Source organism: Streptomyces sp. E2N166 (assembly GCF_003671715.1).
In the GTDB taxonomy this organism is placed as follows: domain Bacteria; phylum Actinomycetota; class Actinomycetes; order Streptomycetales; family Streptomycetaceae; genus Streptomyces; species Streptomyces thinghirensis.
On sequence record NZ_RAIF01000031.1, the window covers coordinates 657,619 to 682,604 of the forward strand.

General features: G+C 72.5%; 23 protein-coding genes and 2 pseudogenes. 8 read left to right on the plus strand and 17 right to left on the minus strand.

The genetic code is table 11. The features are described from left to right. The 4 genes from EBH09_RS37965 to EBH09_RS25065 all read right to left on the minus strand — a co-directional run. On the minus strand, nt 1-290 hold a 290-nt coding region (locus EBH09_RS37965; RefSeq protein WP_193776514.1), incomplete at its 3' end, for a hypothetical protein. Between the two features lie 281 nt (nt 291-571). Continuing rightward, nucleotides 572-1,696, minus strand: a complete 1,125-nt coding sequence (locus EBH09_RS25055) for an ATP-binding protein (RefSeq protein WP_121749170.1) — start codon at nt 1,694-1,696, stop codon at nt 572-574. Then, nucleotides 1,693-2,433: a response regulator transcription factor gene (locus EBH09_RS25060; RefSeq protein ID WP_121749171.1), complete on the minus strand. Its 741-nt coding sequence runs from the start codon at nt 2,431-2,433 to the stop codon at nt 1,693-1,695. The genes EBH09_RS25055 and EBH09_RS25060 overlap by 4 nt, the downstream gene beginning before the upstream one ends. A gap of 113 nt (nt 2,434-2,546) precedes the next feature. Continuing rightward, complete coding sequence (locus EBH09_RS25065) at nt 2,547-3,245, minus strand: spermidine synthase (RefSeq protein WP_121749172.1); 699 nt, start codon at nt 3,243-3,245, stop codon at nt 2,547-2,549. A gap of 166 nt (nt 3,246-3,411) precedes the next feature. Between EBH09_RS25065 and lon the strand changes: the two genes are divergently transcribed. Next, nucleotides 3,412-5,844, plus strand: a complete 2,433-nt coding sequence (gene lon, locus EBH09_RS25070; protein ID WP_121749173.1) for an endopeptidase La — start codon at nt 3,412-3,414, stop codon at nt 5,842-5,844. Nucleotides 5,845-5,922: 78 nt separating this feature from the next. Here lon and EBH09_RS25075 read toward each other — a convergent pair whose 3' ends face one another. After that, nucleotides 5,923-6,750 (minus strand): lysozyme, encoded by an 828-nt coding sequence (locus EBH09_RS25075; protein ID WP_121749174.1) that lies wholly within the window; start codon nt 6,748-6,750, stop codon nt 5,923-5,925. 300 nt (nt 6,751-7,050) lie between these two features. On the opposite strand from EBH09_RS25075, the gene EBH09_RS25080 reads away from it, so the two are divergent. Next, nucleotides 7,051-7,485, plus strand: a complete 435-nt coding sequence (locus tag EBH09_RS25080; RefSeq protein WP_238697437.1) for a MarR family transcriptional regulator — start codon at nt 7,051-7,053, stop codon at nt 7,483-7,485. Nucleotides 7,486-7,503: 18 nt separating this feature from the next. Here EBH09_RS25080 and EBH09_RS25085 read toward each other — a convergent pair whose 3' ends face one another. After that, nucleotides 7,504-8,295: a protein phosphatase 2C domain-containing protein gene (locus EBH09_RS25085; protein ID WP_121749176.1), complete on the minus strand. Its 792-nt coding sequence runs from the start codon at nt 8,293-8,295 to the stop codon at nt 7,504-7,506. A gap of 440 nt (nt 8,296-8,735) precedes the next feature. On the opposite strand from EBH09_RS25085, the gene EBH09_RS25090 reads away from it, so the two are divergent. From EBH09_RS25090 to EBH09_RS25110, 5 genes are read left to right on the plus strand one after another with little or no spacing between them, the layout of a single operon-like run. Next, entirely contained in the window at nt 8,736-11,816 is a 3,081-nt protein-coding gene (locus tag EBH09_RS25090; protein WP_193776515.1) for a nitrate- and nitrite sensing domain-containing protein, read from the plus strand. Beyond that, nucleotides 11,813-12,322 (plus strand): roadblock/LC7 domain-containing protein, encoded by a 510-nt coding sequence (locus EBH09_RS25095; RefSeq protein WP_193776516.1) that lies wholly within the window; start codon nt 11,813-11,815, stop codon nt 12,320-12,322. Before EBH09_RS25090 ends, EBH09_RS25095 begins: the two co-directional genes overlap by 4 nt. Beyond that, nucleotides 12,319-12,759: a DUF742 domain-containing protein gene (locus tag EBH09_RS25100; RefSeq protein ID WP_121749177.1), complete on the plus strand. Its 441-nt coding sequence runs from the start codon at nt 12,319-12,321 to the stop codon at nt 12,757-12,759. Before EBH09_RS25095 ends, EBH09_RS25100 begins: the two co-directional genes overlap by 4 nt. Continuing rightward, a complete protein-coding gene (locus tag EBH09_RS25105; RefSeq protein ID WP_193776517.1) occupies nt 12,740-13,381 on the plus strand; it encodes an ATP/GTP-binding protein in 642 nt (213 codons plus the stop codon). Before EBH09_RS25100 ends, EBH09_RS25105 begins: the two co-directional genes overlap by 20 nt. Nucleotides 13,382-13,406: 25 nt before the next feature. Continuing rightward, nucleotides 13,407-14,669 carry a styrene monooxygenase/indole monooxygenase family protein gene (locus EBH09_RS25110; RefSeq protein WP_121749178.1) on the plus strand — a complete coding sequence of 421 codons (1,263 nt, stop codon included), beginning with the start codon at nt 13,407-13,409 and terminating at the stop codon, nt 14,667-14,669. On the opposite strand, the gene EBH09_RS25115 is transcribed toward EBH09_RS25110, so the two are convergent. The 11 genes and pseudogenes from EBH09_RS25115 to EBH09_RS25165 form a co-directional block, all read right to left on the minus strand. Beyond that, nucleotides 14,633-15,790, minus strand: a complete 1,158-nt coding sequence (locus EBH09_RS25115) for a C40 family peptidase (RefSeq protein WP_121749179.1) — start codon at nt 15,788-15,790, stop codon at nt 14,633-14,635. The two genes, EBH09_RS25110 and EBH09_RS25115, sit on opposite strands and share 37 nt — an antisense overlap. 103 nt (nt 15,791-15,893) lie before the next feature. Further along, on the minus strand, nt 15,894-16,247 hold the full coding sequence (locus EBH09_RS25120) for a hypothetical protein (RefSeq protein WP_121749180.1): 354 nt from the start codon (nt 16,245-16,247) through the stop codon (nt 15,894-15,896). 31 nt (nt 16,248-16,278) lie between these two features. Further along, nucleotides 16,279-16,932, minus strand: coding sequence for a TetR/AcrR family transcriptional regulator (locus EBH09_RS25125; protein WP_121749181.1), 654 nt, complete (start codon nt 16,930-16,932; stop codon nt 16,279-16,281). A 62-nt stretch (nt 16,933-16,994) separates the two neighbouring features. Continuing rightward, nucleotides 16,995-17,933, minus strand: a complete 939-nt coding sequence (locus EBH09_RS25130; protein WP_121749182.1) for a diiron oxygenase — start codon at nt 17,931-17,933, stop codon at nt 16,995-16,997. 181 nt (nt 17,934-18,114) lie between these two features. After that, nucleotides 18,115-18,423, minus strand: a pseudogene (locus EBH09_RS25135) (DUF3291 domain-containing protein); the annotation flags it as partial. Between the two features lie 20 nt (nt 18,424-18,443). Then, on the minus strand, nt 18,444-19,901 hold the full coding sequence (locus tag EBH09_RS25140) for a penicillin-binding transpeptidase domain-containing protein (protein ID WP_121749184.1): 1,458 nt from the start codon (nt 19,899-19,901) through the stop codon (nt 18,444-18,446). A 16-nt stretch (nt 19,902-19,917) separates the two neighbouring features. Beyond that, entirely contained in the window at nt 19,918-21,309 is a 1,392-nt protein-coding gene (locus EBH09_RS25145) for an FtsW/RodA/SpoVE family cell cycle protein (protein ID WP_193776518.1), read from the minus strand. Nucleotides 21,310-21,352: 43 nt separating this feature from the next. After that, entirely contained in the window at nt 21,353-21,820 is a 468-nt protein-coding gene (locus tag EBH09_RS25150) for an SH3 domain-containing protein (protein WP_121749185.1), read from the minus strand. Between the two features lie 119 nt (nt 21,821-21,939). Next, nucleotides 21,940-23,184, minus strand: coding sequence for an ATP-binding protein (locus tag EBH09_RS25155; protein WP_121749186.1), 1,245 nt, complete (start codon nt 23,182-23,184; stop codon nt 21,940-21,942). Beyond that, nucleotides 23,181-24,011, minus strand: a complete 831-nt coding sequence (locus EBH09_RS25160; protein ID WP_121749187.1) for a hypothetical protein — start codon at nt 24,009-24,011, stop codon at nt 23,181-23,183. The genes EBH09_RS25155 and EBH09_RS25160 overlap by 4 nt, the downstream gene beginning before the upstream one ends. A gap of 97 nt (nt 24,012-24,108) precedes the next feature. Beyond that, nucleotides 24,109-24,615: a dual specificity protein phosphatase family protein gene (locus EBH09_RS25165; RefSeq protein WP_193776519.1), complete on the minus strand. Its 507-nt coding sequence runs from the start codon at nt 24,613-24,615 to the stop codon at nt 24,109-24,111. 108 nt (nt 24,616-24,723) lie between these two features. Here EBH09_RS25165 and EBH09_RS25170 point away from each other — a divergent pair. Then, a pseudogene (locus tag EBH09_RS25170) lies at nt 24,724-24,986 on the plus strand (NERD domain-containing protein); the annotation flags it as partial.

The window sequence follows — 24,986 nt, forward strand, 5'->3', positions numbered from 1 at the left end:
GGAGCCTGCGGCTGCTGCGCCTGGGGCGCGGGGGCGGCCTGGGGCGCGCTGCCGGAGTCCGTGCTCGCGGCGCCGGAGGCGGACTGGGCCGCGGCCGCTCCTGGCTTGTAGTCGGCGAAGAAGTCCCACCAGGCTCGGTCAACGGAATTCGGATCCTGGAGGTACTGCTGATAGATCTCGTCGACGAGCCACTCGTTGGCACCGAACGCGGCGGCGGGGTTCTTTCCCGCGTTGCCGGCTTGGTCGGTGTCGGTCGAGATGCTCGAGTTACTGGGGGACTGTGGCGACACGGCGAGAACCGCCCTCTTCCGCTTCACAAGATGGTGGACAGCGGGAATCAAGGCTACGCCTCCCGGACCCGGAAGGTCAGACCGGGCCCGTTCATCGTCGTGTAAGTCACATCGCAGACCGCGTTTCGGCGCTGGAAATGGCGGGAAACAAGCGAGGTTCTGCTGCGCGCGGCAAGGGAAGACCGGGACCCGGCGCCGAGAGAACGCGGGTCTGTGCCTGATCACACGTGTCCGTCAGGGCGGACGCCAGTGGATCTTGAGGCTCCGCTTCGAACCCTACGTCAACTCGGTGCCGACGGCAGGCCCGGAAGGGTGATGAGAATCCGGCAGCCCCGCTCGGATTCGGCCACACCGATCCGGCCGCCGTGCAGATCCACCGCCCAGCGTGCGATCGCCAGGCCGAGCCCGGTGCCGCCGTCGCTGCCCGGACCGTGCGGCCGGGACACCGAACCCCGGTTGAACCGCTCGAACACCCGGCGCCACTCCGAGCGCGGAATGCCGGGGCCCTCGTCGAGAACCTCCAGCTCCAGCGACTCCGGCAGCTCCCCGCTCCGCGCCCGGACCGTCACCCGGCCGTGCGGCGGGCTGTGCTTGACCGCGTTGTCGATGAGGTTGGCGACGACCTGGTGGATGCGCTCGGGGTCGGCGTGCGCGGTCAGCTCCGGCGGGAAGACGTCGAGGGCCAGGTGCACGTCGGTGCGGGTGTGGCTGCCGGAGCCGGACGCGAGGCCCGCGCGCGCCGAAGCGACCATGTTGGCCTCCTTCAGCACGCCGGACAGGTACGGCCACACCTCGAAGCGCCGCTTGCGCAGCGGTATGACGCCGTTGTCCAGGCGGGAGAGGTCCAGCAGCGTCTCCACCAGCCGGCCGAGCCGCTCCGTCTGCCCGAGCGCCGTGCGCATGGTCTCCGGGTCGGCCTCGGTGACCCCGTCGACGATGTTCTCCAGCACCGCGCGCAGGCCCGCGATGGGGGTGCGCAGCTCGTGCGAGACGTTCGCCACCAGCTCCTTGCGCTGGAGGTCCTGGGCCTCCAGGTCGTCGGCCATGCGGTTGATGGTGACGGCCAGGTCGCCCAGCTCGTCGCGGCGGTTCTCGCGCACCCGGCGCGTGTAGTCGCCGTGCGAGATGGACCGGGCCACGGCGTTCATCTCGTCCAGCGGGGCGGTCAGCCCGTGTGCGACGAACTGAGTGATCAGCAGCGTGGCGATCATCGAGAAGACCGTGATGAAGCGCAGCTCCGTCTTGGTGTGCACGGCTATCACCGAGAGACCGGTGGTGATCAGCACCGACGTGACGACCAGCGCGCCCAGCTTGGTCTTGATCGAGAACGGGCGTACGCCGCCCCAGGGTTCCCCGGTGCTCCGGGGGCCGGGGCTCCTCCGTGCGGCCTCCCGCCCTCGGCTCATGGCGTCGGTGTCTCCAGCGCGTAGCCCACGCCGTGCACCGTGCGGATGCGCTCGGCCCCGATCTTGCGGCGCAGCGCCTTGATGTGGCTGTCCACGGTCCGGGTGCCGGAGGCGTCCGCCCAGTCCCACACCTCGGCCAGCAGCTGCTCACGGGAGAGCACCGCGCGCGGGGTGTTCGCCAGGCAGACCAGCAGGTCGAACTCGGTGGGGGTGAGGTGGACGTCCTCGCTGCGCACTCGCACCCGGCGCTGCGCGTGGTCGATCTCCAGTTCGCCCAGGCGCAGGATGCCGCTGCGCGGCGTGGAGGCGGCCACGACGGCCCGTTCCACCCGGCGCAGCAGCACGTGCACGCGGGCGGCCAGCTCGCGCATCGAGAACGGCTTGGTCATGTAGTCGTCGGCGCCCACGCCGAGACCGACGAGCATGTCCGTCTCGTCGTCGCGCGCGGTGAGCATCATCACCGGCACCGGCCGCTGGGCCTGCACGCGCCGGCAGACCTCCAGGCCGTCGAAGCCCGGCAGCATGATGTCGAGGATCAGCAGGTCGGGCTGCCATGCCTCGGCCGTGTCGACAGCGGACGGACCGTCGCCCGCCGTTTGCACCAGGAACCCCTCGGCGCGCAGGCGGGTCGCGATGGCGTCCACGATCGTCTGGTCGTCCTCGACCACCAGCACCCGGCGCTGCGCGCCCGGAGTAGCCGTCGCCGCGCCGTTGTGGGAGGTCTGTGTCTGCTCCATCGCCCGCCCCTGAAGTGTGCTTTCCGGAATCCGTGGGGTGATCCCATGGCTGCGCTTGACGCTTGAATGATCGGCGTCAGAGCAGCAGCGTACGGGGAGTCACCGCGCCTTTGCTATCCAGGCCCGACGCCGAGGTGGACGACGTCCGGAACGCCCCGGGCAACGGGGATCTCTTCGGTACGCACCTGCTGGAACCCGGCATTACGCAAGGTTTCTTCGAATTCCGGAGAGGGCTGCGCAGACCATACGGCGAGCACCCCGCCGGGCCTCAACAGCCGTGCGCAGCCCGCCAGTCCGGCCGGCGCGTACAGCCCGTCGTTGCCCTCGGTGACGGTCCAGCCGGGGCCGTTGTCGATGTCGAGGCAGAGCGCGTCGTACGTGGCGGATGTCTCATTGACGTATTCCAGGAGATCCGCTTCGACGATCTTCGTGCGCGGATCGGCCAGCGCTCCCGCGGACAGCGCGGCCAGCGGTCCGCCCCGGTGCCAGTCGATGATGGCGCGCTCGCGCTCGACGACCGCGATCCGGCCCCAGCGGGGGTCGGCTGCCGCGTGTGCGAGCGAGAAGCCGACGCCGAGTCCCCCGATGAGGAGGTGGGGCGCGTTCCGCCCGCCGGACGCGGTGAGCGCGTCGGCCGCCGCGTCGACCAGCCGTCGCTCCGAACGCCCGTCGGAGGTGTCCATCAGGAAGCAGCCGTTCGCGATGATCTGCAGCAGCGCCCCGTGCCGGCGCAGGACGACCTCGCCGTGCGGGCCCTCGCGACGGTCCAGCACCTCGGGGATGTCGTAGGAGTCGTGGGAAGTGGTGGGCATCGGACCATCCTGGCAGGGAATGCCGGAGCGTCCGGCCGCGCTCCCGCATACGTGGCAGCGGCACCCCGGGCCCTTGATCGCTCAGAGCGAACTCGCGTGTGGGAACAATCAGGGACTCCCTTTCATTGAGTCGATGTAACTCAACTTGACTGCCGAAGGGGAGATCATGGCTACTGAGTCCGAAGCCTTCACACCGCTCACCCTGCCCGTGCTGCCGCTCGACGACGAAGTGGTCCTGCCCGGAATGGTCGTCCCCCTGGATCTGAGCGACGCCGAGGTGCGCGCCGCGGTGGAGGCCGCCCAGGCCGCCGCCAGGTCCGAGCCCGGCAAGCCCCGGGTCCTCCTTGTCCCGCGCGTCGACGGCACCTACGCCAGGACCGGCGTCCTCGGCACGGTCGAGCAGGTCGGCAGGCTGGCCGACGGCGACCCGGGCGCCCTGCTCCGAGGCGTCGGCCGCGTGAAGATCGGCGCCGGCACCACCGGCCCCGGCGCCGCGCTGTGGGTCGAGGGCACGCGCGTCGACGACACCGTGCCCGAGCCGCTGCCCGGCCAGGTCGCCGAGCTGGTGAAGGAGTACAAGGCGCTGGCCACCGCCTGGCTGCGCAAGCGCGGCGCCTGGCAGGTCGTGGACCGTGTCCAGGCCATCGACGACGTCTCCGCGCTCGCCGACAACTCCGGCTACTCGCCCTTCCTCACCACCGAGCAGAAGGTCGAGCTGCTGGAGACCGCCGACGCGGTCGCCCGCCTCAAGCTCGCCACCCAGCAGCTGCGCGACCACCTCGCCGAGCAGGACGTCGCCGAGACCATCGCCAAGGACGTCCAGGAGGGCGTCGACAAGCAGCAGCGGGAGTTTCTGCTGCGCCGCCAGCTCGAAGCCGTGCGCAAGGAGCTGCGCGAGCTGAACGGCGAGGCGGGCAAGGACCCTGCTGAGGAGTCCGACGACTACCGCGCCCGCGTCGAGGCCGCCGACCTGCCCGAGAAGGTGCGCGAGGCCGCCCTCAAGGAGGTCGACAAGCTGGAGCGGTCCTCCGACCAGTCGCCCGAGGGCTCCTGGATCCGCACCTGGCTCGACACCGTCCTCGAACTGCCGTGGAACGTCCGCACCGAGGACGCCTACGACATCCAGGGCGCCCGGGCCGTCCTCGACGACGAACACGCGGGCCTGGGGGACGTCAAGGAGCGGATCACCGAGTACCTGGCGGTGCGCAAGCGGCGCGGCGACCGGGGCCTCGGCGTCGTCGGGGGCCGGCGCGGCGGTGCCGTACTGGCCCTGGTGGGCCCGCCCGGCGTCGGCAAGACCAGCCTCGGCGAGTCCGTCGCCCACGCGATGGGCCGCAAGTTCGTCCGCGTCGCCCTCGGCGGCGTCCGCGACGAGGCCGAGATCCGCGGCCACCGGCGTACCTACGTCGGCGCGCTGCCCGGACGCATCGTGCGCGCCGTCAAGGAGGCCGGGTCCATGAACCCGGTCGTGCTCCTCGACGAGATCGACAAGGTGGGCTCCGACTTCCGGGGCGACCCGGCCGCCGCGCTGCTCGAAGTGCTCGACCCGGCCCAGAACCACACCTTCCGGGACCACTACCTGGAGGTCGAGCTCGATCTGTCCGACGTCGTGTTCCTCGCCACGGCCAACGTCCTGGAAGCCATCCCGGAGGCCCTGCTCGACCGCATGGAGCTGGTCCGCCTCGACGGCTACACCGAGGACGAGAAGATCGTCATCGCCCGCGACCACCTGCTCCCGCGCCAGCTGGAGCGGGCCGGCCTGGACCCGGACGAGGTCACGGTCGACGAGGGCGCGCTGCGCAAGCTGGCCGGCGAGTACACCCGCGAGGCGGGCGTGCGCACCCTGGAGCGGTCGATCGCCCGGCTGCTGCGCAAGGTGGCGGCCCAGCACGAACTGGGCGAACGGAAGCTGCCCTTCACCGTCACCGACGGCGACCTGCGCGCCCTGATCGGCCGGCCGCACCACGTGCCCGAGTCCGCCCAGGACCCGGCCGAGCGGCGCACCTCGGTACCCGGCGTGGCCACGGGCCTCGCGGTGACCGGCGCGGGCGGCGACGTCCTGTACGTCGAGGCGTCGCTGGCCGATCCGGAGACGGGCGCGTCGGGTCTGACCCTGACCGGTCAGCTGGGCGACGTGATGAAGGAGTCGGCGCAGATCGCGCTGAGCTTCCTGCGCAGCCGCGGCGCCGAGCTGGAGCTGCCGGTGGCCGACCTGAAGGACCGGGGCGTGCACATCCACTTCCCGGCGGGTGCGGTCCCCAAGGACGGCCCGAGTGCCGGCATCACGATGACCACGGCGCTGGCCTCGCTGCTCTCCGGGCGGCTGGTCCGTACGGACGTGGCGATGACCGGCGAGGTCTCGCTGACCGGCCGCGTGCTGCCGATCGGCGGGGTCAAGCAGAAGCTGCTCGCGGCGCACCGGGCGGGCGTCGCCACGGTGATCATCCCCAAGCGCAACGAACCCGACCTGGACGACGTCCCGGCGGAGGTACTGGACAAGCTCGACGTCCACGCCGTCACCGACGTCCGACAGGTCCTGGAACTGGCGCTCGCACCGGCGACCAGCGGTGCGGAGCCGGAGGTTCCGGTCGCGGCGTGACGGGCCACGTGACCGGATGAGTAAAGGGGAGGGCCCGGACTCCTGTGAGTCCGGGCCCTCGTCGTACGCGCGTGTGCGTCAGCCGTTCGCGAGCGCCCGGACGCGGTCCAGGGCCCCGTTGAACTTGTTGTGGTCCCCGACCGTCGGCCCGGACGAGGTGTACTGCCACATCGTGTAGTAGCCCCAGCCGGCCGGCAGCGTGCCCACGGTCGACGCGTACCGGGCGATCCACAGCGGGTTGTTCGCCGCGAAGCCGCCGTAGTTGCCGGTGCACTGGGTCCACCAGCTGGTGGCCGTGTAGATCACGGCGTCGCGGCCGGTGCGCGCCTTGTAGGTGTTCAGGAAGTCGCGGATCCAGGTGACCATCTGGCTCTGCGTCTTGCCGTAGCAGGTGGCCCCGTACGGGTTCCACTCGATGTCCAGCGCGCCCGGCAGCGTCTTGCCGTCGCGGGACCAGCCGCCGCCGTGGTCGACGAAGTAGTTGGCCTGCGCGGCGCCGCTCGTCGTGTCCGGGGTGGCGAAGTGGTAGGCGCCGCGGATCATGCCGACGTTGTACGAGCCGTTGTACTGCTGGGCGAAGTAGGGGTTGGTGTAGTACGTCCCCTCGGTGGCCTTGACGTAGGCCCACCTGACCCCGCTGTTCCACAGGGTCGACCAGGCGACGTTGCCCTGGTGGCTGGAGACGTCGACGCCCTCCGTCTGGGTGGCGTCGCCCGGGACGGGGGTGCCGTGGCGCCCGTCGTGCTCCAGCACGCCCATGCCCATGTGGGCGGAACCGCGCGGTGGGATGTCGGCGGCCGACGACGCTTGGGCGGGGAGGGTGGCCGCCAGGGAGAACGCGGCGAGCAGGATCCCGGTGACGGCGAAGCGCCGCCCGCGGGCCGATCCGGATCCGTGCACGAGCATGACGTGCCTCCGATGGCTCGGTGGTGCTCGGTGGGGGATGCGCGAGTGGGGAGAACCCGTGGGTGGCGTGGGCATGCCATACAGGGGGTTCGGGAAGAACGCTACGCACGTAGAACGGGGGGTGGGAAGAGGGACCGGAAGCTGCCGTTGGTCTAAGCCTGCGAAATACTTGCCAAGCTGCGGTGATGCCGGCCCGTGGCGGAAACTTTCAGGACCGGGAAAATCGAGGCAGGGGCTGACGTGCGCGAAGACGGGAACCGCGACGGTCGCGGAGGCGAATTCGAAGCGTCCGGCAGTGGTGTGAACCAACCGGAGTTCCTGGCGCTGGAGCGGGAGTTGACGGTCCTGCTCCGGCGGGCGCGGGCGAACCAGGGCGAGATGGCCCGCGAGGTCCACCCCGACCTGGAGTCGTCCGCGTACGGCCTTCTCGTCCGGCTCGGCGAGTGCGGCGGGCAGCGGGCCACGGAGCTGGCCGCCTACATCGGCGTCGGCAAGGCGACGATGTCCCGTCAGCTGCGCGCGCTGGAGGAACTCGGCCTCGTCGCCCGGCAACCCGATCCCGCCGACGGCCGCGCCTGGCTGATCACCCTGACCCCGGAAGGCAAGTCGCGCGTCAGCCGGGTACGGGAGGCGCGTCGCGCACGGTACGCCGGCCGGCTCGCCGACTGGGACCCGCGCGAGGTCACGGAACTGGCCCGGCTGCTGCGGCAACTGAACCGGGGGATGGAGAAGTAGGGCCGGGGCCCCCGGCTTTCACAGCTCCGCGTAGACCACCGTCGCGTCGTCGTGCGCCTTGCCGCGCCCGAGGAACGCCCGAGCCCCCGCCGCGTCCGCCCGTTCCAGCTCCCGCACCCGGTCGACCAGCGCCTGGGCGCCCTGCTTCCGTACCAGCGCGAGGCAGTCCGCCCAGTCGCCCTCCCCGAACCTCTCCACCCACCGTGCCGCCCCGTCCGTCAGCGCCGCCAGCGTCCGTACCTCGCCGCGCGGCAGCACGCCCGTCACCGCCCGCGCCGACACCGCCGGGTCGGCCGCGGCCGTGAAGAAGCCGCCCTCCTTGTTACGGAGGTTGGCGTCGACCAGCGCGTCCGTGGCGAGGGCCGAACGGGGCAGCCGGGCCAGCCGGTCGTCCAGGACCGCCGTGACCGTGCCGTCGGGGGCCTCCACCAGCAGGGCCGAGTCCGACAGGACCAGGTACTCGACGGCGGCGGGGGACCAGCGGGCCAGGACCACGGTCGCCTGCGGAGTTCGCGGGTGAGAAAGGTCACAGGTTTCCGCGTGTGCCGCCGAGGTACGAGCGATGGCGCGGGACAGGGCCTCGGCGAGGGGGATTTCCGGGAGTGAAACGGTCAGTTCGGTCAGAGCGCCACCGAGGCGCGCGGTGAACCAGGGCACGGAATGCAGACACCCGGTCGTACTCCGGGGCGGTGTCACGCCGTCCAGTACGACGAGCGAACCACCCTGTCCCGAGGCCGGAAGTCCGACACTCGCGAAGTCCTCGTTGGGGTGGTCGGTGAGGCCGGGTTCCGAGACCAGTTCCGTGCGCATCCAGCCAGTCTGCACGACCTCTTCACGGCATCCGCAAAAGGCTGGCAACTTCCCCGGGAACGACGCAGGGGCGCAGGTCAGGCGCCTGATTTGGGGTGGAATTCGGCACTCCGGCAACGCGTGGCGGCACATAGTGCCACCGCCCGTCGCAGACGTCCAACCGGCGCGCCGCGCAAGCGCGTCGTACGAGCCGGGGGAACTTGCTCCTCAACTCCCGTCCGGGGTTCACTCCTTCGGGTGGCGGGTCGGATGATGCGCGCCCACCGCCCACCGGCACTGGGAGGGTCGGGATCCGGTGGGGTGCCTGCCCTGCTCACGCGGTCTCCCCGTCCGATGCGCAGTCGGCGGCCGAGGAGCAGCCCAGAGCGTGGCGGAGGGTGCACGCGCCGACCGGCCAGTTGACGGAGCGCCACCCGGGCCCACGGGTACACGAGTCAGGAATGCGAGCACCGGTGCAGAAGACGCGGCCTCGTCGCACAGGCAAGCAGACGGCCCCCGTGGGGAGCGCGGAGCGCACCCCCGGCACCTCCACCCCGGCGCCGCCGGAGGCCCCCGTCGGCAAGGGCCGTCCGACCCACGTACGCAACCGCCTCATCGCCGCGGTGGCGGTGGTGGCCGCCGCCGTCGCCGGGGCCGGAGCCCCGTCGGTCGTGGCCGCCTCCGGTCAACTGCACGACTCCCAGGAACTGGTGACGCTCGCCGAGCAGACCCAGGGCGCGCTGACCCTCGCCCACTCCCTCGCCGACGAGCGGGACGAGGTCACCCCGTACATCGCCGCCGGCCGCCCCGAGTCCAAGGCGCCCTCCGAGCAGCGCAGCGCCCGCGTCGACCGGCAGGTGGAGGAGCTGCGCGCCGACACCGACACGCCGGCCTCCCTGCGCGAGGACCTCGACGCCGTGGCGGCGCTGCGCCGAGCGGCGCTCACCGGCAAGAGCACCGCTCTCCAGGCGCACGACGCGTACTCGGAGGCGATCGCCGAACTCCACGCCCTCGCCGAGGAACTGGCCGAGCGGATGCCACCCCGCGCGGGCGCCGGCGCGTACGCCCTGGCCGAGCTGGACACGGCCGTCCAGCAGGCCGCCGCCACCCGCGGCCTGCTGCTCGCGGCCCTGAACGTGCCGAGCAGCACCGAGACCGTCATCGACCCGATCACGGGCCTGCCGACCGAGGCGACCACGTCCTCGGACGCCGACGCCAAGCAGCGCGACGAACTCGCCGCCGCCGCGCAGCAGGCCCGGGTGCGCTCGGACGCCGCCCTCGCCGACTTCCGCGAGGGCGCGCCCAAGGAGGCACGCGGCAGCTTCGACGCCACGGTCGCCGGCCCGGAGGTCAACTCCGCCGACAAGTACCTCGCCGGTCTCACGGACGAACCAACGCTCTCCGACGACGACCTCGGCACCAGCACGAAGAGGCTGGACGCCGCGCTCTCCGCCCGCGTCGACGCCATGCGGGGCGCCGAGTCCGCGCTCTACGAGAAGCGCACCGCGGCCCTGGAGAAGCTGCGCGACGACGACGTCACCGCGCTGGAGATCCGGATCGCCGCCCTCGGCGCCCTGATCCTGCTGGCCGTCGGCATCGCCACCGCCATGGCCCGCACCCTGACGCGCCCGCTCTCGGTGCTGCGCCGCGGCTCGGCCCGGCTGGCCGGCGCGGAGGACCCGACGGCCGAAGAGCCCGTCGCCTTCACCGGCCGCAACGACGAGTTCGCCCAGGTCGTCCGCTCCGTCAACGCCCTGCACACGCACGCCGCCACGCTCGCCGAGCGCGTCAACACGCTGGAGGCCGACCGCAAGCACCTCGTCGGCCAGCGGCAGAAGATGGCCGACGCCCGCGAGGGACTGCGCGCCGAACTCGCCGAGTCCGCCGCCCAGCTGGAGGTGGTGCGCAAGAGCATCGGCTCCACCTTCGTGAACCTCGCACTGCGCACCCTCGGCCTGGTCGAGCGGCAACTCGCGGTCATCGAGAGCCTGGAGGAGCGCGAGCAGGACCCGGACCGCCTCTCCACCCTGTTCAAGCTCGACCACTTCGCCACCGTCATGCGCCGGCACAGCGAGAACCTCCTCGTCCTCGCCGGTACCGAGCACGTCCAGCACAGCGCCGGACCGGTGCCGCTGGTCGACGTGGTCCGGGCCGCGGTCAGTGAGATCGAGCGGTACGAGCGCGTCCGCATCGCCGCGCTGCCGCCGCACGCGCACGTGGCCGGGTTCGCTGCCGACGACCTCTCCCACCTGCTCGCGGAGCTGATGGAGAACGCCACCTCCTTCTCGCCGCCGGACCTGCCCGTCGAGGTCTCCGGCTGGCTGCTGGAGAACGGTGAGGTGATGCTCTCCGTCCAGGACGAGGGCATCGGCATGGCCACCGAGCGTCTCCAGCGGCTCAACGCCCGCCTCACCGACTTCGACCCGGAGGCGCCCTACGACCAGGAGGGCGAGGACGGTCTCGGGCTCGGCCTGTACGTCGTGGCACGGCTCGCCCACCGGCACGGGGCGCGCGTGCGCCTGCGGGAGCAGAAGCAGGGCGGTGTCGCGGCCGTCGTGGTCCTCCCGAACACCCTGCTCGCGGCGGCCCCACCGGCCGCACTCGCCCCGAGCGTGCCCGTGCCGGACGGCACGGGATCCTTCTCCCTGCCGGGCGCCGACGCGGAGGCCAACTCCAACGTCCTGCACGGCCGCGCGGAGAAGGGCACGCGAGAGGGCGTGGACCCGCTGGTCGCCTCCGCGGAACAGGCCGTACGACGCGCGGAGGCCGACGAGGCGGGGGGCGGGGAGAAGGCCCCGGGGGCGGAACCGGCCCTGGCCCCCGCACCGGCCGCCGCATCCGCACCGGCCCCCGCACCGGCCAACGATCCGGCGCCGGAGACGAAGACGGAGACCGAGCAGGCACGGGAAGACGGCCCGGGGCCGGACCCGGAGTTCGCCCCGGCGTCCGCCCCGGATGCGGAGGCCACCGAGTCGTCCCGCCCGGGCCGCGACCTCCCCGACGACGCCACGATGGCCCTCCTGCTGCCGGCACAGGCACAGGCACCGGCCCCGGCCCCGGCCCCGGAGGAGTCCGCGCCGGAGCCGGCCCCGCAGGAGCCCACCGCGCCCGGGCTTCCCGGACAGCGCTCGGCCGGCCCCTACGCCATCGGCCCCGACGCCCACGACCGCACCCCGGACGAGGGCACCGCGCGGGCCGAGGGCGCCGGGAGCATCGGGGCCACCGGGACCACTGGGACAACCGAGAGCCCCGAGACCTCCGGGCCGGCCGAGACCACCGAGCCCGTCACCGAGAAGGGCCTGCCCAAGCGGACCCCGAAGCTCAGCACACCCGCGGCGGCTCCACGGCCGCGCACCGCGGGTTCCGTCGACGCGGACGCGCTCCGCCGTCGCCTCGGAGGATTCCGCCGGGGGGCGGAGGCCGGTCGCCGCGACGTCGAGGCGGAGATCGCCGACCGGACCGGTCGGAACGAGGCGCCGGCCGCCGCAGCAGGGACAACCGAAGAAGCCACGGGGGGCACTGTCGAGGAGGCAAGTAGTTGACCGCGCCCAGTACCTTCGGACTCAGCAGTGAAGCCCGCAATCTGCACTGGCTGCTGACCAACCTCGTCGAGGAGGTGCCCGGCATCCTCTCGGTCGCGGTGGTCTCCTCCGACGGCCTGCTGCTGCTCTCCTCCGACCAGCACCGCAACGACGCGGCCCGCGAGGTCCAGGCCGTGCGCCGCACCGGCCCGCGCGGCTCCGCCGCCGACCTCGCCACCGTCGTCTCCGGCGTCGGCAGCCTCACCATCGGGGCTGCCAGGCTGATGGACTTCGGCAACGTGAAGCACACGATGGTCGCCATGGACGAGGGCAGTCTGTTCGTGATGTCGATCAGCGACGGCTCGCTGCTCGGCGTGCACGGCTCCGCGGACGCCGACATGAGCGTCATCGCCTACCACATGGCGCTCTTCGTCGGCCGCGCCGGCCACGTCCTGACCCCTGAACTCCGCAGCGAGCTGCGGAAATCCCTGGAGTCCGAGTCGACCTCCGCGGGGAGTACCCGATGAGCAGCAGCCCCAGGAAAGCCCCGAAGAACCTCCCCGTACGCGGCGCCGACCGCAAGCCGGCCCGCGTACGCCCCTACTCGCTCACCGGCGGCCGCACCCGCTTCGGCCACGTCCTGCTCGTCGAGACGTTCGTCGGCGCCACGGCCGGCACCGCCGCGCTGGAAGCCGCCGAGGAGCGCAAGGAACTGACGAACGGCAGCCTCACCTCCCGCGTGATGCCGGAGATGCGGGCCATCGTCGAACTGTGCCGCCGTATGCGTACGGTGGCCGAGATCGCCGCGCTGCTGAAGATGCCGCTCGGCGTGGTCCGCGTGCTCCTCAGCGACCTGGCGGACCAGGGAAAGATCCGTGTGTACGGCACCGGGACCGGCCACGGCACGGGCCGCCCGGACCGCGCTCTGCTCGAAAGGGTGCTCAGTGGACTCCGTCGTCTCTGACGCCGCCGCCTACGGCGTCTCCCCGCTCGTCGACCCCGACGAGCCCATGCAGCCCTGGCAGACGGACCGCGCCCGCGCGCCCATAGCCACGAAGATCGTGGTGGCGGGAGGATTCGGCGTAGGCAAGACCACGCTGGTCACCGCCGTCTCGGAGATCACGCCCCTGCAGACCGAGGCGCTGATGACCGAGGCGAGCGAGGAGACCGACGACCTCACCGCCACCCCGGGCAAGCTCACCACCACCGTGGCCATGGACTTCGGCCGCATCACGCTCGACGACGACCTGGTGCTCTACCTGTTCGGCACACCGGGCCAGCAGCGGTTCTGGTTCATGTGGGACGACCTGGTGCGCGGCGCGATCGGCGCCGTCGTGCTGGCGGACACCCGACGCCTGAAGGACTGCTTCCCGGCGCTGGACTACTTCGAGAGCTGCGGACTGCCGTACGTCGTCGCCGTGAACCACTTCGACGGCAGCGAGCTGTTCGAGGCGGAGGACGTGCGGGAGGCGTTGACGATCCCCGCGCACATACCTGTAATGATCATGGATGCGCGCCGCCGGATCTCGGCCATCGAGACCCTCTTGTCCCTCGTGGGCCACGCGCTCGACGAAACCCCCGAGTAGTAGTCCCTTTAGGAGCGTCCCCCGCATGCGGAAGATACTCGTCGTCGGAGCCGGCCAGTCCGGTCTCCAGCTCGCCCTCGGCCTCCAGTCGCACGGCTACGAGGTCACCCTGATGTCCAACCGGACCGCGGACGAGATCCGCACGGGCCGGGTCATGTCGACGCAGTGCATGTTCCACACGGCACTCCAGCACGAGCGCGACCTCCAGCTGAACTTCTGGGAGTCCCAGGCCCCGAAGATCGAGGGACTCGGCGTCTCGGTGGCTGCCCCCGGCTCCTTCGACCCGGGCCCCTCGCAGCGCGCGATCGACTGGGTGGGGCACCTCGACGGCATCGCGCAGTCGGTCGACCAGCGGGTGAAGATGGCCGGCTGGATGGAGACCTTCGCCCAGCGCGGCGGCCAGCTGGTCATCCACGGCGCGGCCGTCGGCGACCTGGACTACTTCTCCCGCGCCTACGACCTCGTCCTCGTCTCGGCGGGCAAGGGCGAGCTGGTGCAGATGTTCGGCCGCGACGCCTCCCGCTCCCCGTACAGCGAACCGCAGCGCGCGCTCGCGGTGGCCTACGTGCACGGCATGGGCCCGCGTCCGGAGCACCCGGACATGGAGGCCGTCCGCTGCAACCTGGTCCCCGGCGTCGGCGAGATGTTCATCATGCCGACGTTCACGACCTCGGGCCGCGCCGACATCCTGTTCTGGGAGGGCATACCCGGCGGCCCGCTGGACGCCTTCAAGGACGTCAAGGACCCCTCGGAGCACCTCTCCCTGACCCTGGAACTCATGGAGAAGTTCCTCCCCTGGGAGTACGCGCGGGCCACCAAGGTCGAACTGACCGACGCCGGCGGCACGCTCGCCGGCCGCTACGCCCCCACCGTCCGCAACCCGATCGGCCGCCTGCCCAGCGGCGGCCTGGTCCTCGGCGTGGCCGACGTGGTCGTCGCCAACGACCCGATCACCGGCCAGGGCTCCAACTCCGCCTCCAAGTGCGCCGCCTCCTACCTCGCCTCCATCCTGGAGCAGGGGGAGAAGGAGTTCGACGAGGCCTGGATGCAGCAGACCTTCGACCGCTACTGGGAGACCGCCCAGCACGTCACCAAGTGGACGAACGCCATGCTCGCCCCGCCGCCGGAGCACATCCTCAACCTGATCGGCGCCGCCGGGCAGCTCCAGCCCGTCGCCGACCGCTTCGCCAACGGTTTCAACGACCCGGCCGACTTCGAGAACTTCTTCTACGACCCGGCGAAGACCGAGGGCTACCTGATGGAGGTCTCGGGCGCGTCGGGCGCGTAGTCGGCGGCGTACCCCTCGTCGGACCCGTCCGTCGCCCCCTCGGGGAGCCTCGGCGGCGTGTACCGCCGCAGCGGCTCCCCTCCGGGGTCGGGCCGTACGGCGCCCAGCACCGGGTTGGCCGCGATCGGTGACACCTTGACCTCGGCGCCGGGGCGCGGTGCCTGGACGACCATTCCGTCGCCGAGGTACATCGCCACATGGGTGGCCTCGGGGAAGTACACGACCAGGTCACCGGGGCGCAGCTCGCCCAGCGGGACGTGCTCCAGCCGCGCCCACTGCTCCTGGCTGGTCCTCGGGATCGGTGTTCCGGCCCGGTCCCAGGCCACGGAGGTCAGGCCCGAGCAGTCGTACGAGGCGGGGCCCTCCGCGCCCCACTCGTACGGCTTCCCGAGCTGCTCCACCACGAAGCGCACCGCGCGGTCGCCCTCGGCGGAGGGCCTGGCGTCGTCGCCGAGCGCGCCGGACGCCATGAACCGCTCCTGCTCCTCGGCGATCCCGCTCTTCTCGAACTCCGCCAGCGCGGCCAGCTGCTCCGGGGTGAGCGAGGCGAGGAGTTCCTCGACAGCTTGCAGCCGCTCGCGCACGTCGTCCCGCTCCTCCTCCTGCCGCTTCGCGAGGACGGCTTGCTGGTCCAGGGCCTCGCGCGCCCGCCCCGCCAGCTCGCCGGCCTTCTTCTCGACGCCGGTCAGGCGGTCCACCGTGTCGGCCCGCTCCCGGGCCAGCTGCCCGAGCACGTGCCCCTGGTCGAGGGCGTGCCGCGGGTCGCGGGCCAGCAGCAGCCGCAGATAGGGGGAGAGGTGGCCGCTGTCGCGGTACTGCTGCCGGGCCAGCCGGCCGGCCGCGCCGCGGCTGTCGTGCAGGGAAAGCCGGGTCCGGGCCAGCTCGGCGTCCAGCCGCTTCACCTCGGCCCGCTGCTCCTTCAGCCGCTCCTCGGTCCCGTTGAAGGTCTCGGTGGCCTTCTCCGCCTCCCGGTACAGCCGCTGAAGGTCCGTCAGCAGTTCGGCCACGGTCCGGTCGCCGTCGCTGCCGGGCTCGGGTTCGGCCGCGGCGGGCACGGGCGCCAGGACGATCCCGGCCGCGACCGCCACCGTGCACACCAGACGCAGAAGCCTTCCTGACACACCATCACCTCCGTCGCGGGGCGGCGGGTCCGCTCCGCACGGCGAGCATGTGACGTGTTCCCGGGGCCCGCGCGCCGAGTGTGCGCGGTTCGGCGCAACGGGGTCACCCGTGGGCGTCGTCCGGCTTGCCACCCGGCGTGGCGTCTGGATCGGCGCGGTCCGGCCTGGCGTCCGGTTCGGCGTCCGGTTTGGACCAGGGCCACTTCCGGCCGGAGCCCTTCCGGCCCGCGCCCTTCGCCCCCTCGGGGGCGTACTCGTACTTCCAGCGGGCGAAGCGCAGCCCGCCGCGGGCGTCCCTGGGCACCCTGCGGTACACGAGCACGGTGGGCGGGCCGCCGTCCGGGTCCGGTACGGGGATGCGGTACGTCTTCGGCGGGTGCCCGGTCATGCCGACCAGCACGGGCAGCACCCGCCCGTCCATCGGGCCGCCCTCGAAGGGGGTGTCTTCGCTCTTCACGGCACCAGTGTCAGTGATCCGCGCACCGGTGTCAGATGTCCGCCGCCAGCGCCTCGACCAGCGTCGCGGTCTGCGGGTCGCGGCGGGCGGTGACGGTCAGCACGGCGAGGAACTGCTCCACGAGCCAGTCCCGCAGGTCGTCGACGGGCGGCTGCTTGCCCTCGTCCAGCCAGATCAGCGAGGCCGCCTCCACCGCGGTGATCCACATCCGGACGGTCATCCGCAGTCGCGGGCCGGGCTCGGCGACGTCCAGGTGGCTCATGATGTGGTCGGCGGCGGCCCGGCGCACGCCGTCCACGATGGAGGAGGTCCGGGAGGTCTCCGCCACGCTGCCGCCGCGCAGCAGGGCGCTGAAGCCGGTGTCGTGCTGGTCGACGAAGGTGAGATAACGGTCCAGGGCGCGGGAGAGCCGGGCCAGCAGCGGGCCCTCGCGGGGCTCGTCGAAGCAGAGCCGCAGCTCGTCGGCGGCGGACCTGAGCGCGGCCTCGTACAGCTGCTGCTTGCCGCCGGGGAAGTACCGGTACACCAGCGGCCGCGAGACCCCGGCCTGCTCCGCGACGTCGTCCAGGGAGACCTCCTCCGGCGGCCGGTGCGCGAAGAGGGCGAGCGCCGCGTCGAGCAACTGGACGCGGCGCTCCTCGACGCTGAGCCGGCGGTAGGCGGGGGTGGAGGCCTGCGGGGTCATGAAACGCAGCGTAACCCGCACACCCCCGCGACCTCCCACGTGAGCGGACCGGCCCGGCCCGACTACGCCAGCAGCCCCGACGACCTCCACAGCTTCCGTCCGACCCCGCGCAGCACACCGATGTCGTCCAGGAAGTCGGTGAGGCGCTTCGCGCCGGTCTGCATGATCTCCTTGCGGTGCCCGCTGGCCTTGACCTGCGCCAGGGCCTCGCGCTTGTCCAGGCCGACGTTCGTGTAGACCTCGGGGTTGACGAAGGCGATGGAGAAGACGCGGGCGAACTCGCCGGAGGTGATCCGGGTGAACTCCTGCGACCACTTCGGCGCCGTCACCATCTGGCGGCGCAGCTCCTCACGGGCGTAGCGCACGTGGCGGGCCTCCTCCACGACGTGGATGCGCGTGACGCCCCGGATCAGCGGCTGGACCCGCTCGTCGGGGAAGGTCAGGCGCTGCATCCAGTCCAGCACCTCCTCGCCGAGCAGCGTGGCGGTGAACGAGCCGGGCGTGGTGGAGATCGTCTTGAACAGGCGCCCCAGGTGCTGGTGGACCGGGCTCACCGGGTACCACGGCGTCTCGCCGCGGGATATCAGCCGGGCGAACATCTTCGAGTGCCGGCACTCGTCCTCGATCTCGGTCAGCGCGTAGCGCACGTGCGCGCTCGTCGCCGCCTTGTCGTAGATGTGCCGCACCAGCAGCTGCATGAGGATCAGCTCGAACCAGATGCCGAGGGAGGCGAGCGCGGCGGCCTCGTGCTGGGAGAGCACGACGCGCTGCTCCTCGCTCATCCGCTTCCACATCGGGGTGTCGTACAGCGACACCAGCTCCGGCGGCCAGAACCACTTGCCGTCCTCGAAGGGCGCGTCCCAGTCCAGCTCCTTGTCCGGGTCGAAGGAGTGCTTGGCGGAAGAGTCGAGCAGCCGTTCGGCCACCTGCTCCCGGTCCTTGAGCAGCCCGAGCGCGTCGCGCAGGCCCTCGAGCGCGTCGGCTTCCGTCAGGGTCGTCATGGCTGTCCCACCTCGTCGTACGGTTCGAGTTACCCGCGGTTACTCTCATTCGCTTCGTCTTATGAGACTGCTTGTCAGTAAGCTCGTCAATCCCCTGCGCACGACTTGTTGACCGCGAGTAAAGAAGTGAGAGGCGCTCAGGTCCCTACACCGAGCAGTCGAGCCCCTCCGGCACGTCGCCCGCCACCGTCGGCCGGTGCCCCGCCGGGACCCACCACAGGGTGGTGACCGCATCCGCGAGGCGCTCGAACCACTCCCTGCGCCGCGCCAGCGTCTCTCGGTGCCGCCCCTGGTGCATGAACGCCGTCAGGGCGCCCGCGTCGCGCCACACCGTCAGGTTGACGATGAGCCAGTCGTCGCCGAAGAAGGGCACGTCCGTCGCGTTGCCCGAGTCGTCCTGGAGCCGCCACCCGAACCCCTCGGCGGCGTCCGCCGCGGCGTTCACCGGGTCGAGCGCGTCCACGAAGTCCTTCAACCTCGGTGAGTCCAGCGGGGCCTTCTACCCCCGTCTCAGGAGTTGAGCACCGCCTCCATCACCGCCCGCGCGACCGGCGCCGCCATGCCGCCCCCGCTGATGTCCTCGCGGTCCGCCGCCGAACCCTCCACCACCACCGCGACCGCGACCTTCGGCTCCAGGTCGCCGTCGCCCTGCGCCCATGAGACGAACCACGCGTACGGGGTGCCCGAGTTGCCGACGCCGTGCTGGGCGGTGCCGGTCTTGCCGCCGACGGTGGCGCCGCGGATCGCGGCGTTCGCGCCGGTGCCCTTCTCCACCACGCCGGTCATCAGCTCCTTGAGCCGCGCCGCCGTCGAGGGGCGCATCGCCTCCCGGGTGGGCCGCGAACCGGCGGTCGCAACCAGGCTGCCGCCCGCTCGCATCGTCCGTTCCACCAGGTACGGCGAGCGCACCTGGCCGCCGTTGGCCACCGCCGCCGCCACCATCGCCATCTGCAGCGGAGTCGCCCGCGTGTTGTACTGCCCGATCGATGACAGCCCGAGCTGCGCCCGGTCCACCGAGGTGTCGAAGCTGCTGCGCGAGACGGCGAACGGGATGCGCAGCCCGGCGTCGTTGAAGCCGAAGGCCTCCGCCGTGGCCGCCATGTCCCGCACGCCCACGTCCGCGCCGAGCTTGGCGAACACCGTGTTGCAGGACCACTCGAACGCCTCCCGCAGCGAGGCGTCCCGGCAGCCGTCGGCCGCGTTCGTCAGCCGGGTCCGGGTGCCGGGGAGGGTGTACGGGTCGGGTGAGCGGGTCGGCGCGTCGAGGTCCCGGATCACGCCCGCGTCCAGTGCCGCCGCCGTGGTGACCACCTTGAAGGTGGAACCCGGCGGGTAGGTCCGGCGCACCGCCCGGTTCAGCATCGGCTTGTCCGGGTCGCCGTTCAGCCGGTCCCACGTCCGGGTGGCGGCAGTGCTGTTCCCGGAGAGCAGCTGGGGGTCGTACGACGGCGTGGAGACCAGTGCCAGGATCCGGCCGGTCGACGGTTCGACGGCCGCCACCGCCCCTTTGTGCCGGCCGAGCCCCTCGAACGCCGCCCGCTGCGCGTCCCCGTTGATCGTCGTCACCACGTCCCCGCCCGGGTTCTGGGCACCCGTGACGTCGTTCCAGAGGGGAAGTGGCGCGAGCATCGGGTCCGCGCCGGACAGCAGTCCGTCCTCGGCGTGCTCCAGCAGGGTCGTCCCGTACGCCTGCGAGGCGAAACCGGTGATCGGCGCGTACAACGGACCCGCCTGGTACGTCCGTTCGAAACGCAGATGCTCGCCGGTGTCCCGGGAGCCGGTGACCGGCTCGCCGCCGACCAGGATGTCGCCGCGCGGCTGCTGGTAGCGGGCGATGTCCGGGCGGCGGTTGGCCGGGTTGTCGTCGTACTCCGGGGCCTGGACGATCTGCACCCGGGCGGCGTTCACCAGCAGGGCGACCAGCAGCAGGGCGCAGAAGGCGGCGGCGTGCCGGATGTGCCGGGTCACCGGAGTCGCTCGGCTCTCACCGCGCCACCCGCCCGTCGGCCGGACCGGCCTGTCCGGCCTGGCTGCGGGCCGCGTGGCTGACCCGGATCAGCAGCGCGACGATGGCCCAGTTGGTGACGACCGAGGAGCCGCCCTGGGCCAGGAACGGCATCGCCATGCCGGTCAGCGGAATCAGCCCGGTCACCCCGCCCGCGATGACGAACACCTGGAGCGCCACGATCGAGGAGAGGCCGACCGCGAGCAGCCGGCCGAAGGGGTCGCGCGCGCCGAGCCCCGCCCGGTAGCCGCGCTCCACCAGCAGCGCGTACAGCAGGAAGATCGCGGTCAGACCGAGGAAGCCCAGCTCCTCGCCGGCGGTCGCCAGGATGAAGTCGGACTTGACGGCGAATCCGATCAGGACGGAGTGGCCGAGCCCGAGGCCCGTGCCGGTCACCCCGCCCGCCGCGAAGGCGAACAGCGACTGGGCCAGCTGGTTGGGCCCCTGGCCCGCCTCGATCGACGCGAAGGGATGCAGCCAGTCCTCCACCCTGCTGTGCACGTGCGGCTCCAGCCAGCCGACGGCGACCGCGCCCAGCGAGGCCAGCAGCAGGCCGACGGCGATCCAGCCGGTGCGGCCGGTGGCGACGTAGAGCAGGACCACGAACAGGCCGAAGAACAGCAGCGAGGTGCCCAGGTCGCGCTCCAGGACCAGGACGCCGACGCTGACCAGCCACACCGCCACGATCGGGCCGAGGACGCGGCCGGTGGGGAGCTGGAGCCGCCACACCCGGCGGCCCGCGTACGCCAGCGCGCTGCGGTTCGCGGCCAGGTACGCGGCGAAGAACACCGCGAGCAGCACCTTCGCGAACTCACCGGGCTGGATGGAGAAGCCCTCGATCCGGATCCAGATGCGGGCGCCGTTCACGGCCGGGAAGAAGATCGGCACGGTGAGCAGGACCAGTGCGGCGGCGACACAGACGTACGCGTAGCGCTGGAGCACGCGGTGGTCGCGCAGGAGCAGGACGACCACGATGAACAGTCCGACACCCAGCGTCGACCACACCAACTGGGTGGGGGCCGCCCGGTCGCCCGGCGTCTCCAGGTCGAGCCGGTAGATCAGGACCAGGCCGAGGCCGTTGAGCAGCACCCCGATGGGCAGCAGGAGCGGGTCGGCCCAAGGGGCGCGCAGCCGTACCGCCAGATGGGCGAGGAGCGCGAGCACGCCGAGCCCGGCGCCGTAACCGGCGGCGCCGGGCGGGAGGGTGCCGTGCTGGGCGAGACCGACGTTGCAGTAGCCGAACACCGACAGCAGGACGGCCATGAGGATCAGCGTGAGTTCGATGCCACGGCGCCGGGGGAGACGGGTGACGGGAGCGGGCGCGTCCGCCTGTGCCACGGTGATTCCGGTTCCGGTTCCGGCCTTGGTCATGTCCGGAACTTACCTAAATAATGTGGTGTGTGAGTCGTCCGCATCAGCACCAGCGCGGCGCGGGGCCGATGTTGTCGATGTAGCGGGCCGGGCCCCAGGCCCAGGTGCCGTCCGTGAGGAGGTACCAGAGGGGGTTGCCCTGCACCTTGTCGCCGGGGGTCTTGCAGTAGATGTGGACGGTCTCGCCCCGGCGGGCGTACCGGATGACCTCTCCGCCGCGCGCCGGTGAGGTGCGCAGGGCGAGCCGGTCGGCGGTGACGACGCCCCGGTAGCTGCCCTGCTCCTGGCGGCCGCCGTTCCCGCCGCCCCACTCGTCGCCGCCGTTCCCGCCCCCGTTGCCTCCGGACTGGCCGGCGGCTGTGCTGCCGGTACCGGAGTCCCCGCCGCCCCATTCGTCGTTCGCGACGGCGGGCGTGACGGCGACGGCCGTGGCGAGCGCGCCGGCGGCGACGGCGGTGGCGAGGCCGCGCAGGAGTGGTGAGCGCCTCGAGTGTGCGGAGAGCAGGGACATGGGAGTACCTCCCGGGAGCGAACGGGTCTTCAGGTGACTAACCGCCACATTAGGAGCGCCCGGTTCGGACCGCCCGCCGCACTGAGCCATCGGGGAACCGCTCGGCCGCCCGGGGTCCGTCAGGGCTGCTGAGGCAGGGTCAGGGTCGCCAGCGCCCCGCCGTCCGGCGGGTTCGTGAACTCCAGCCGCGCGCCGAGCACCTCCGCCTGCCCCAGGGCGATCGTCAGCCCGAGGCCGTGCCCCTTCGTCCCGCCCTCGGTGCGGAACCGCTGCGGTCCGTGGGCCAGGAGGTACTCCGGATAGCCGTCCCCGTGGTCCCGTACGGTGATCACCGGCCCGTCGACGGTCAGCACCACCGGCGCCCGCCCGTGCCGGTGCGCGTTCGCGACCAGGTTGCCGAGCACCCGCTCCAGGCGCCGCCGGTCGGTCTCCACCCGCGTGTCCCGTACGAGGACGACCCGAGTGTCGGTGCCGGCGCCCCGGACGACCCGCCCGGCCAGCGCGCCCAGCGCCTCCGGGTCCACCTCCAGCCGCTCCCGTCCGCTCTCCAGCCGGGAGATCTCCAGCAGATCCTCGGTGAGCGTGCGCAGGGCGGCCACCCGGTCCCGCACCAGCTCGGTCGGGCGGCCCGGCGGCAGCAGCTCCGCCGCCGCGTGCAGGCCGGTGAGCGGGGTGCGCAGTTCGTGCGCCACGTCCGCGGTGAACCGCTGCTCGGCGAGCAGCTTGCCCTGCAGCGACGACGCCATGGAGTCCAGCGCGGCGGCGACCGAGGCCACCTCGTCCTGCGGGCGCGTCGGATCCTGCGCACGGGGATCGCCGACCCGCGCGTCCAGGTCGCCCGCGCTGATCCGCCGTGCCACCCGCGCCGTCGTGTGCAGCCGGCGCGTCACCCGCGTCACCGCGAACGCGCCCACCAGCAGCGTCGCCCCGATCGCCAGCGCCGACGACCACACGATCGCGTTGTCCAGGCCGTCGATGGTGCGCTCACCCTGGGAGTGGTCGACCCGCACCGCGAGCGCCCGGCCGCCGTCGGCGGGGCCCGCCGCCCACATCGTGGGGCGCCCGTCGTGCTCGGCGACCATGGTGCCGCGCCGGCCCGAGGCGGCCAGCTCCCGCAGCCGCTCCGGCAGCCCCGGCGGATCGACGCCGGCGCCCCGCCGCAGCGGGCCCCCGGCCTCGTACGCCTCCGTCGCCTCCCCCAGCCGGGACAGGGCGACGTCGCGGGCCTGGCCCACGGTCTGGTTGGTGACCGAGACGTGCACCAGGACGCCGAGCAGGGCGGCGAGGGCGCAGCACATCACGGTGATGAAGACGGCTGCCTTCACCGCGAGCGGGCCGGTCCACCGGGGGAGGGCGAGCCTCACCGGGCGCTCGCCGACGGGGACGGGGACACCGACGAAGACCGGGACGCCGACGGGGACGGTGAGGCGGACGGACGCTTCCTGTGCTTTCCGCCGTCGTCCGTGCGCAGCATCTCGTCGCTCGTGAGGAGCATGGCCCGCTGGTCGGGGTCCCACGTCCACTGGAGCCGGTACTCGTAGCCCGCGACCTCCGAGGGCGACCGGACGATCACTGTCCGCCCGGCCAGCTCGACCGCGCTCACCGCGTCGTCGTAGGACATGACCCGCACGAGCCGGTCCTTCTCGACCGTGTAGACGCGCACGGCGGTCAGCTTCTCGGGCAGCAGCCGGAAGCCCAGGGTCATCTCGGGGCGCCCGTCGCCGGTCAGGTCGCGGTAGTACGGCCTGAGCACCGGGCACCGGCCGCGCTCACCGTCCGAGCCGTCCGAGCCGTCCGAGCCGTCCGAGCCGTCCGAGCCGTCCGAGCGGCAGTCCGCCATCCGGCGGGCCGTCTCGCGGTACGGCGCCTCGTCGCCTTCGTAGTCGTCCGGGTGCGCGGTGATCTCGGCCCGTACGGCGGCCACCGGGTCGGCCTGGCGGATGTCGCCGCCGGGCACGGCGACGCCCTTGACGACCTCGTTGTCCACCTCGCCGATGTCGTAGGCCGGACTCGATGCCGGTGTCAGGTCGGGCCAGAGCCGGGCCGGGCTCTGCGCGGCAGGCGTGGCCCCCGCGCTCCGCAGGCCGCCCGAGTCGCCGCAGGCGGTCAGCGCCCCGGCCGCCGCGGTCGCCAGGAGCAGCGCGCGGGCGGCGGGGACGCGGGCGGGGTGCCCGCGGCGGCTCGGGAGCACTGCACTCCTGGTTTCGGTCGTCAGGTGATCGGCATCGGTGATCCGGTACACCCTATTCGGACGGAAGTCCATTTTGTGCGCGTGGAGGCGTGCCGGGCTACTCGGCGAGCTCCTCCAGCAGCCGCGCGGTGACCAGGCCGGCCCGCAGGTACTCCACGAACAGGTCGTTGTGCAGCGCCCACGGTGAGCGCCGGGACCGGATCAGCCGGACCGCCTCCTCGGCGGTGCCGCCCCGGCGCATCAGCGTGTGGGCGACGACGAGACCGGAGCGGTTGTACCCGTGGTAACAGCGGACGAGGACCTTGCGGCCCTCGTCCAGCGCCACACCCGCGGCCTCCGCCAGCCGGATCACACCCGCGAGCTGCGTCCCGTCGAGGGGGCCGTCGGGGATCGGCCACACATGGTGCTCGACGCCTTCGTCCGGCCCGTGTCCGGGCAGCCGCAGCAGGGTCTGCACCAGATCGAACTCGTCCCGGACGACGGCTGACTCCCGCCTGCCGTCCGGCCCTTGGAACTCGTGCCCGCCCATCCACAGGCCCGGCACGACCTCGTCCCACGGCCTGCCCGGAGCCGGAACGTCCGATCCCTTCCCGCGGGTGCGCAACGGTGCCTCCCCATCCCGCCCGAGGGCCTGCCCGACTCCTCCCAAAGGTAACCGGGTTCTTGCCCCCGCAGCACCCCGCCTGTTCCCATGGTCGTGGGGTGATGGTGCATGAACGGACTGCGCGTCATACCGACCTGGCGGCACGGTCAGGAACGGCTGTACGTCTGCCTCCCGGACGGCGGCAGCGTCGCCTGGTACGACCGTGAGGCGGCCCGGGTGAACGTGCTGAGCGACGACCGCGAGGACGAGGTCCTCGAAGCGCTTGGTCCCTTCCTCACCGGCCCGGTCACGGTCGGCCCGCCCTCGGTCCCGACCCCCGCCGAGCTGGCCCGGCTCGCCCTCCACCCGGACGACGACCTCGCCCCCAACCG

Bases quoted from the DNA above. Each gene is read 5' to 3' on its own strand.
- EBH09_RS25055 (WP_121749170.1), bottom strand. From the start codon at position 1,696: ATGAGCCGAGGGCGGGAGGCCGCACGGAGGAGCCCCGGCCCCCGGAGC.
- EBH09_RS25060 (WP_121749171.1), bottom strand. From the start codon at position 2,433: ATGGAGCAGACACAGACCTCCCACAACGGCGCGGCGACGGCTACTCCG.
- EBH09_RS25065 (WP_121749172.1), bottom strand. From the start codon at position 3,245: ATGCCCACCACTTCCCACGACTCCTACGACATCCCCGAGGTGCTGGAC.
- lon (WP_121749173.1), top strand. From the start codon at position 3,412: ATGGCTACTGAGTCCGAAGCCTTCACACCGCTCACCCTGCCCGTGCTG.
- EBH09_RS25075 (WP_121749174.1), bottom strand. From the start codon at position 6,750: ATGCTCGTGCACGGATCCGGATCGGCCCGCGGGCGGCGCTTCGCCGTC.
- EBH09_RS25085 (WP_121749176.1), bottom strand. From the start codon at position 8,295: ATGCGCACGGAACTGGTCTCGGAACCCGGCCTCACCGACCACCCCAAC.
- EBH09_RS25090 (WP_193776515.1), top strand. From the start codon at position 8,736: ATGCGAGCACCGGTGCAGAAGACGCGGCCTCGTCGCACAGGCAAGCAG.
- EBH09_RS25100 (WP_121749177.1), top strand. From the start codon at position 12,319: ATGAGCAGCAGCCCCAGGAAAGCCCCGAAGAACCTCCCCGTACGCGGC.
- EBH09_RS25110 (WP_121749178.1), top strand. From the start codon at position 13,407: ATGCGGAAGATACTCGTCGTCGGAGCCGGCCAGTCCGGTCTCCAGCTC.
- EBH09_RS25125 (WP_121749181.1), bottom strand. From the start codon at position 16,932: ATGACCCCGCAGGCCTCCACCCCCGCCTACCGCCGGCTCAGCGTCGAG.
- EBH09_RS25130 (WP_121749182.1), bottom strand. From the start codon at position 17,933: ATGACGACCCTGACGGAAGCCGACGCGCTCGAGGGCCTGCGCGACGCG.
- EBH09_RS25145 (WP_193776518.1), bottom strand. From the start codon at position 21,309: ATGACCAAGGCCGGAACCGGAACCGGAATCACCGTGGCACAGGCGGAC.
- EBH09_RS25150 (WP_121749185.1), bottom strand. From the start codon at position 21,820: ATGTCCCTGCTCTCCGCACACTCGAGGCGCTCACCACTCCTGCGCGGC.